Origin of the sequence: Streptomyces sp. NPDC127084 (assembly GCF_042724175.1) — a bacterium.
In the GTDB taxonomy this organism is placed as follows: Bacteria; Actinomycetota; Actinomycetes; order Streptomycetales; family Streptomycetaceae; genus Streptomyces.
Genome location: NZ_JBHXFA010000104.1, coordinates 19,525 through 27,858, shown reverse-complemented (window position 1 = coordinate 27,858; position 8,334 = coordinate 19,525). Strand labels below are relative to the sequence as shown.

5 protein-coding genes are annotated in these 8,334 nt (G+C 72.9%); 1 reads left to right on the top strand and 4 read right to left on the bottom strand.

Features of this window, described 5'->3' with window-relative positions:
* Positions 1-48: 48 nt before the first annotated feature.
* Together ACFWI9_RS22950 and ACFWI9_RS22945 are read right to left on the bottom strand one after the other, a co-directional pair.
* Positions 49-1,425 (bottom strand): phosphomannomutase/phosphoglucomutase, encoded by a 1,377-nt coding sequence (locus ACFWI9_RS22950; RefSeq protein ID WP_387164688.1) that lies wholly within the window; start codon positions 1,423-1,425, stop codon positions 49-51.
* Positions 1,426-1,578: 153 nt separating this feature from the next.
* Positions 1,579-2,001 carry a DUF3499 domain-containing protein gene (locus ACFWI9_RS22945; RefSeq protein ID WP_387164687.1) on the bottom strand — a complete coding sequence of 141 codons (423 nt, stop codon included), beginning with the start codon at positions 1,999-2,001 and terminating at the stop codon, positions 1,579-1,581.
* A 331-nt stretch (positions 2,002-2,332) separates the two neighbouring features.
* On the opposite strand from ACFWI9_RS22945, the gene ACFWI9_RS22940 reads away from it, so the two are divergent.
* Complete coding sequence (locus ACFWI9_RS22940) at positions 2,333-2,776, top strand: metallopeptidase family protein (RefSeq protein WP_387164685.1); 444 nt, start codon at positions 2,333-2,335, stop codon at positions 2,774-2,776.
* A gap of 24 nt (positions 2,777-2,800) precedes the next feature.
* On the opposite strand, the gene ACFWI9_RS22935 is transcribed toward ACFWI9_RS22940, so the two are convergent.
* Entirely contained in the window at positions 2,801-4,363 is a 1,563-nt protein-coding gene (locus ACFWI9_RS22935; RefSeq protein ID WP_387164683.1) for a DUF5719 family protein, read from the bottom strand.
* The gene (locus ACFWI9_RS22930; RefSeq protein WP_387164681.1) at positions 4,360-8,133 is read right to left on the bottom strand and encodes a glycosyltransferase; all 3,774 of its coding nucleotides are present in this window, start codon (positions 8,131-8,133) and stop codon (positions 4,360-4,362) included. Before ACFWI9_RS22930 ends, ACFWI9_RS22935 begins: the two co-directional genes overlap by 4 nt.
* Positions 8,134-8,334: the final 201 nt, after the last annotated feature.

Genomic DNA, 8,334 nt, shown 5'->3' with positions numbered 1-8,334 from the left:
GCACGGAGAACCGTGCAGGCCGGGCGGCGGCACCCAGACACCAGCGCGTCAGGACCCGCGTACCAGTGCCAGCACCTCGTCGCGTACCGCCGCCATGGTCGGCTCGTCGCGCGCCTCGACGTTCAGCCGCAGCAGCGGCTCGGTGTTCGAGGGGCGGAGGTTGAACCACCAGTCGCCAGCCGAGACCGTGAGGCCGTCGAGGGTGTCGATGGTGACGCCTTCCCGCCCGGCGAACGCCTCGCGGACCAGGGCGGTACGGGCGGTCTGGTCGGCGACCGTGGAGTTGATCTCGCCGGAGCCGCGGTAGCGGTCGAACCGGGACACCAGCGAGGACAGCGGGCCGTCCTGGTTGCCGAGCGCGGCGAGGACGTGCAGAGCCGCGAGCATGCCCGTGTCGGCGTTCCAGAAGTCGCGGAAGTAGTAGTGCGCGGAGTGCTCACCGCCGAAGATCGCGCCGCTGCGGGCCATCTCCTCCTTGATGAAGGAGTGCCCGACCCGGGTGCGGACGGGCGAGCCGCCGTGCTCGCGCACGACCTCCGGCACCGACCAGGACGTGATCAGGTTGTGGATCACGGTGCCGCCGGGGTGCTTGTCGAGCTCACGGGCGGCCACAAGCGCGGTGATCGCCGACGGCGACACCGGCTCGCCCCGCTCGTCCACGACGAAGCAGCGGTCGGCGTCGCCGTCGAAGGCCAGGCCGATGTCGGCGCCCACGGCCCGCACCCGGTCCTGGAGGTCCACGATGTTCTTCGGGTCCAGCGGGTTCGCCTCGTGGTTGGGGAACGTGCCGTCGAGCTCGAAGTACATCGGCACGAGGTCGATCGGCAGCGAGGCGAACACGGTCGGGACCGTGTGGCCGCCCATGCCGTTGCCCGCGTCCACCACGACCTTCATCGGGCGGATGGCGGACAGGTCCACCAGGGAGAGGAGGTGCGCGGCGTAGTCCTCGAGCGTGTCGCGCTCGCTGATCGAACCGGGCGTCGCCACGGCCGCCGGGGCTCCGTCGGCCATCCACCCTTCGGCCAGGGCGCGGATCTCGGAGAGGCCCGTGTCCTGCCCCACCGGCGCCGCCCCGGCCCGGCACATCTTGATGCCGTTGTACTGCGCGGGGTTGTGCGAGGCGGTGAACATGGCGCCCGGCAGCCCGAACCGGCCGGAGGCGAAGTACAGCTGGTCGGTCGAGCACAGTCCGATGAGCGTCACATCGGCGCCGCGGTTCGCCGCACCGCGCGCGAAGGCGGCGGAGAGGCCGGGCGACGACGGGCGCATGTCATGGCCTACGACGATGGCGTCCGCACTTGTCACCTGTACGAACGCGGCGCCGAACAGTTCGGCCAGCGGCTCGTCCCACTGATCGGGCACCACCCCGCGCACGTCGTACGCCTTCACGATCTGCGACAGATCAGCAGCAGCAGAAGCAGCCACGGCCCAACCTTCCTGAAGTCTCTGCGGTCACCTCAAACTACCCGTAGAAGGGGGGTACGGAGCAGAACACACAGATGGTGCCAAGGAAGCCGAAGGCGGGTCACAGGCCGGCGCGCCCGGTCGCGGGGGAACGGAACGGCGGGAGTGGCGGTCTCAGGAGTCCGGCGACCGCAGCACCCGCAGATGGCCGCGCCGTGCGACTTCCATGGGTTCGCGGCGTACGCCTCCGCCGCCCGCCTGCGCGGCGCGCTCCTGGGGACGGGCCGCCTCGCGGACCGCGTTGGCCAGGGCTTCGAGATCGTCGCCACTGGGCCGGGCCGGGGCCGATCCGTCCGAGAGCCGTACGACCTCCCAGCCGCGGGGCGCGGTGAGGCGCTCGCCGTGTTCGGCGCACAGGTCGTAGCAGTGGGGCTCGGCGTAGGTGGCGAGCGGGCCGAGGACCGCGGTCGAGTCGGCATAGACGTACGTCAGCGTCGCGACGGCAGGCCGGCCGCACGCGGTGCGCGAACAGCGACGTACAGGGCTCACGACGTTGGACGGTACCGCACTCTTGAGCGGGCTGCGACGACTCTCCACCAGGTCACTCCCCCGTGTCGTGCTGTGACGTCCGGCACAGACGTCTTCGGAGTGCCCATTCTGACCTGCGGGGGAACCGGCGTGCGCACACGAGTGACCTATGTGATCCGGTCACCGTCCACCACATTTCGCGTCAATCACGGCGGCATCCATGGTCGTGGAGAGGCATGGAATCGAGCCCAAGCTTGGCCGGAACGCTCAATAAACGACACGTCGAACCACACGTCAAGCGACACGTCGAACAGCAGGTCACCCCTGCGGAACGACATGGGGCACGTGCGGCCGACTGGCCCGGTGCCCGGGCGCTCCGTAGAGCTACCCTGCGTCAGTGATGGACAGTCCCGTACCACCCCGCCCGATCGAGCCCAGGGAGCCGCGGCCACGCCGCCGTGATCGCCACGGCCGCGGTATGCGGGGGCCCGTCGCGCCGCCGCAGGTGCCGCTCGCCGCGAGCAGGGCGGAGACCTTCCGCGATCTCGTACGGGATTCGGTCGAACGGCTTGAGCGCCGCTGGCCCCAGCTAAGCGATGTGGAGTTCCTGGTCGTCGAGGTTCCGAGGTCACTCGACGACACCGACACCGTGCCGCTCGGCAGCTCCGTACCCGCGGGCAAGGGACAGCCCGCCCGGATCGTGGTCTACCGGCGGCCCTTGGAGATCCGCACGAAGAACCGCGACGAGCGCGCCCTGCTGGTCCATGAGGTGGTCGTGGAGCAGGTCGCGGACCTGCTGGGGCTGTCGCCCGAGTCCGTCGACCCCCGGTACGGCCAGGAGTAGCTCAGCCGCCCGGGGCGGAGTGCCTCAGCCGCCCAGGACGGAGAGGTCCTGCTCCGCCCCGGGGACCTGAACGGTGCCGCGGTCGTCGGGAAGGGTCTGGATCGTGAACATCTCGATCCCGCCCTGCGGCAGCATCAGTGTGCGCGCCGCGTGCACCGGGCCGCCTGACTGGGGTTCGATGGTCAGGGCGTACGCCCCCTTGAGCCCGGACGGCACCGGCGGGGTGACCGCGAGTGTCGTACCTGCCTTCACCGTGTAGGTCTGGACGGTCTGCCCGCCCGCCTCGGTGCCGGCGGATGCCGTGACCTTGACCTTGGCGGTGGCGGTCGGCGCCGTCAGCGACAGCAACGAGCCCTTGGCCCGGTTGTCGGCCGCCGTGGCGCGCCCTGTCACGGGTGCCGTCGCCGGGAGGAAGGCGATCTCCTGCTTGTCGCCCTTGCCCCGGGTGATCTGGAGCGCGGCGACGACGGGGGTCGCCTTCCCGTTACCCGAAGGGCTGAGCAGCAACGAGCCGGGCTCCCCCTTGGTGACGTCCTTCAGGTCGAGGGACGCGGTCATGCCCGACTTCACCCGCAGGCCCTCGGCCCCGGCCGGGGTGATGGTGCCCGACGACGTGGCGAGCCGCAGTTTGAGGTCGGCGTCGTCGTCGCCCGGAGCGAAGGCCACCAGGCGTACGGACGTGGCGTCCTTGGGGATGCCGGGAAGCACCAGGGTGCTCGACGGGTCGGCGGACGCGGCCAGCCAGTCACTGCCCGTCGTGTCGCCCGCCCCGCGCACCACTGCGCCCACCCGGCCGGTCCTGGTGGTGACGTGTACGGTCACGTCCTCCGCCTTGTCGGCCGTCAGGGTCGGCAGCAGTACGGGGACGCTGCCGCCGGCGGGTACCGGGATGCCGTCGGTCAGCTGGGACTTGAGGGCGCCGTCCTTGCCATAGAGCTCGATGTCGGCGACGGCGGCGGTGTCGTCCGGGTTGGTGAGGTGCACATAGTCCTGCCGGTCCTTGGCAAGGCTGGCGCCGGGGAACCAGAAGTCGGTGTCGGGCGCGGTGCAGCTGATACCGAGCACTCCGCGCCCGCTGCCCGCGGGCACCGTGGTGGTCTGCTGGGTCGTCCAGCCCGGGGCGAGGCGGCCGGTCGCGGTGCCGACCAGAGCGGGTGAGTCGCTGCCGGACTCCTTGGCGGCGACCGGCTTGCCGGGCTCCTTGAGAGCGACCACCGGCTTGCCTGCCTTGCCGGTAGCGGGCTGCTTCGCACCCTTCGCGGCGCCCGTCTTCTTGCCGGTCGGCTGCGCGGCGCCCTGCGTCGCGTCCTTGAGCGTCGACACGGACGGTTCGAGTGCTGCCGTGGACCGCCCATCCGTGTCGGCCGCGGCACCGGCCGGGGTGAACGAGGTGTACGCGGTCTCCGCCACGTCCGATGTGCTCGGCGCCGGGCACAGCAGGCTCGTGCGCTCGACCGGCAGCCGGGCCGAGGTCCGCGTCGCGGCGGCCGCCGCACCGCCGCTGTCGGGTGCGGTGAGCGCGGCGAGCCCGGTGGCGGCGGCGAGAGCGGTGACGGCCGCGCAGAGGGAGAGGGTCGTGCGGTTCACTGGTTGCTGCTCCCGTCGGGACGCTGCTCGGTCTCATAGCCGTACGGGTCGTACGGGGCGTTCCGGTACGGGTCGTACGGCTGCTGCGACGGCTGCGGCTGCCCGTACTGCTGCTGCTCCGGCACGTACCCCTGCCCTCCGTACGGGTCGTACGGCTGATACGGCTGCTGCCCGTCGTAGGTTCCCGTGCCGGCGTATCCGTACGTCTGCTCGTCGTACGGATACGGCGTCCCGCTGCTCTCGTGGCTCACGTCGCCGTCCTGCCGCTGCTGCGGAACGGCCGCGTACGGTCCGGGCTCGAACTCGGGCGCGACCGCGGCCTCGGCTTCCGCCGCCTGCGCCCGCAGCCTGCGCGCCCGGCGCCCCTCGCCTTCCACCGGCTCGGCCGGCACCGCGGCCTCCTCCTCCGGCAGGTCGTCGTCGATCTCCCGCCGCCTGCCGGGCAGCGCCAGCACCACCAGGACGACGGCGAGCAGGCCCTGGGTCCAGAGCCAGGCGGTACGGGTGACGGGCTCCTCGTACACGAGGTCCAGCCGGCCGCCGTCGGCCGGGAGTTCGAAGCCCTGGGCCCAGCCGTCGACCGTCGTCTTCGGCAGGGCGCGGCCGTCGAGGGTGGCCTGCCAGCCGTCGTCGGCGCGGTCCGCGATGCGCAGCACCCGGCCCTCGGCCCCCTTGGGGATGTCGGTGTGGGCCTCCACCGGGCCCGCGGCCACGGGCACCGGCTCCGCCGCGTCGGCGCCTGCGGCGTCATTCGCGCCAGAACCGGCGGCTTGTGCCGCTGCGTTCGTGCTGTCGCCGCTACCGCTCACGATGACGGCGCGCGCGACCTGGCGGTCCACCCGCCACAGCGCGCTGCCGTCGAGCTGGCTGAGGCGGTAGAGACCGGGCGTGGCGTCCAGGACGCGGCCGAACTGGCGCGGCGCCCCGTCCCGCACCAGCACGTACCTGATCGCGAAACCGCTGAGCTGGCTGGTCTGGTCGGCTCCGGACCCGGCGACAAGCCGGGCGACGATCTTGTCGAGCCGGGCGTCGCTCCCGCCCGCCCGCGCCAGCTCGGCGTCGCCGAGCCGGGCGCCCGAGCCGCGGACCAGGCTGTACGACACCTGGTCGGGCGAGCTGCCGCCGAGTACGAGGGTGCGCGACTGGTCGCGCGTGTCGCTCTCCTCGGCGACGAAGGCGGGCACCTGCACCGGGTCGCGCCGCTCCAGCGGGCCCGCGGCCCCGCTGACCATCCAGTTGACGGCGGCGAGCAGCGGAGCCACGCCCGCCACGACGGCGATGAGGCCGGCGGTCGGCTGACGCCAGCCGAAGGACTGGGCGGCGACCCGTTCCCGTACGCCTTCGGCGCCCATCACCGCGGCGGCCAGCAGGGCGGCCCCGTAGACCAGGGTGGCCGGTCCGGCCCAGCCGGAGCCGTTGGCGAACGCGGCGAACACCAGACCGGTCAGGGCGATGGCCCAGGCTGTGCGGATGGCGTGCCGCCGCTCTTCGCGGAGCAGGGCGGCCAGCGCGGCCAGCACGATGCCGATCAGCACCAGACCGCCGAGGGTCTTGGGACCACCCGGGCTGATGCCGAGCAGATCGAGTGCCCCCGCCGAACCGGGCCCGAAGTCCAGGCCTGCCTCGCGGAAGAAGTCGGCGGGGCTGCTCAGCAGGGACAGCGACCAGGGGGCGAGGACCAGCAGGGGGGTTCCGACGACGGCGAGGGAGCGCAGGGCGTACGCGGTGAGATCGGCGCGCCGCAGTACGAGCGCGGCGACGGCGAGCACGAGGGCGATCGGCCAGACGATGGGGGTGAAGGCCATCGCGAAGGTCAGCAGCAGGGCGTAGGCCCAGGTGGCGCGCCAGCTGCCGAGGGCACGGTCCGCACCGCTGGTGCTGTCGCTCGCGCTTCCGCTCCCGCTGCCGCCGAATCCGTACGCCGCGAGTGCCGCGCGGGCGATCAGCGGCAGCACCACGACGAGCACGGCGGTGCCGAGTCGGCCGGTGGCCAGCGCGCCGGTCGCCGCGGGCAGGAAGGCGTAGGCGACGGCGGCCCAGGCGCGCAGCAGCCGGGACTCGACGAGCGGCCGGGAGGCGAAGTACGCCGTCACCCCGGCGAGCGGAACCGAGCAGACCAGCAGCAGGGTCAGGCTGAGGCCGGTGGAACCGAGCAGCAGCCCGGACAGCGCGGCGAGGATCGCGAGGTACGGGGGCGCCGTCTGGGTGCCGCCGGTGCCGAGCGGATGCCATGTGTCGGCGTAGCGCCCCCACAGCTCCGGCACCGACTCCGGGGCCGGGAGCAGCGCGCCGCCCGCGAGTGCCCCGCTGGTGAGCAGCCCGCGACAGGCGACGAGCGAGACCAGCAGCAGCACCGCGAAGAGGACGGGTCCCGGTTTGCGGGCGATCCGCTTGAGCCGGGCGAACTGCTCGATCTCCAGGAAGTCCGCGTCGTCGCCGCCGGGCCCGGACTCCACGGCGCCGTGCCGTGAGCCCGACCCCGAGGCTCCCGACGCGTCGGAGGAGCGGCCCGCTCCGAGGCTGCTCGCGATCTGTTCGGCGGTGGCGCGGATGGTGGCGCCGGGCGGCGGGAACAGCGGCCTGAGGTCGGCAGGGTGCACCGCGGGCTTTCGGCGCCTGCGCCGCGCGGCGAGGAGCCGCCCGGGGCGGAGCAAGGTGCCGGAGAGTCCCATCACCTCGTCCACGGCCTGGCCGGGGGCCTTGCCGACGAGATAGGCGAGGGTACGCAGGAGGGTGCCGACGACGAGCCGCACCAGTACGAAGGGGAGGGCGCGGCCTCGGGCGTTGGCGAGCAGGGTGTAGACGGCGCCGGCCTTGTCCACGCGGTGGGGCGAGGCACCCTGCCGTGTGAAGGGGATCGGGGAGCCGGTCCCGGTCGAGGAGGGGCGGCCGTCTTTTGGCTGCCGTGAGAAGGAACGCCCGGCGCTGTCGACGGTCCGGCGCTCGCGCGCTGCGGCCTCCGCGTGGCGCAGCACGGCGCTGGGAGCGACCAGGACCCGGTGGCCCGCGGAGTGGGCGCGCCAGCACAGGTCGACATCGTCGCGCATGAGGGGCAAACGCCGGTCGAAGCCGCCGAGCTCCTCCCAGACGTCACGGCGGATGAGCATGCCCGCCGATGAGACGGAAAGGACGGTGCGGACCTGGTCGTGCTGGCCCTGGTCCTGCTCGCGGCGGTCGAGACCGGTCCACCGGCGACCGCTGTTGGCGATGGAGACGCCGGCCTCGAGCAGTTGCTTGCGGTCGTACCAGCCGCGCAGCTTGGGGCCGATGATCGCCGCGTATGCGTCGGAGTCGGCGACGCGCAGCAGTTCGGCGAGCGCGTCGGGTGCCGGGGCGCAGTCGTCGTGGAGCAGCCAGAGCCACTGGACCGGTTCGCCGTAGGGCAGTTCCGGCATGTCGTACGCGTCGTCGCGCCAGGTCCTGGTGACCGGGTCCCAGCCGCTGGGCCGCTTCAGATAGGGCAGGTCGTCGGGGGTGGGCACGCCCGCCGCACGGACGGCTTCGTCCACGGCGGCGCCGAAGCCCGAGCGGCGCGCGAGATGCAGCACCCGGTCGGAGCCGAGCGCTTCGGTGAGCAGCCGCGCGGAGTCGTCGGCGCTGCCTGTGTCGGCCGCGATGAGGTTCTGTACGGGGCGTTCCTGACCGAGCAGCCCGGTGAGCGCGTCCGGCAGCCAGCGAGCACCGTCGTGTGAGACGAGGACGGCGGTGACGACGTGCTTCGGAAACTCGGGTGGGGTGGCGGGAACAAGCACAGGTGGGGTGGCGGACATCGAGGTACGGGCCCTCCGGCCGGGGTCACCCCGCGAGGGGCGCTGAAGCGTCTGGGACGGGCCCCCACACTAACGGTAGGAAAAGTCGTTGGAGCCCCGAGCGCTGCGATGGAGGGTCCCCGGAGGTCCGCGGACGTCTGCGGTGTGGCCGATCCGCGTCAGTCCGCGCCGGTCCGCGCCGGTTGCCGCGGTCGGTATCAG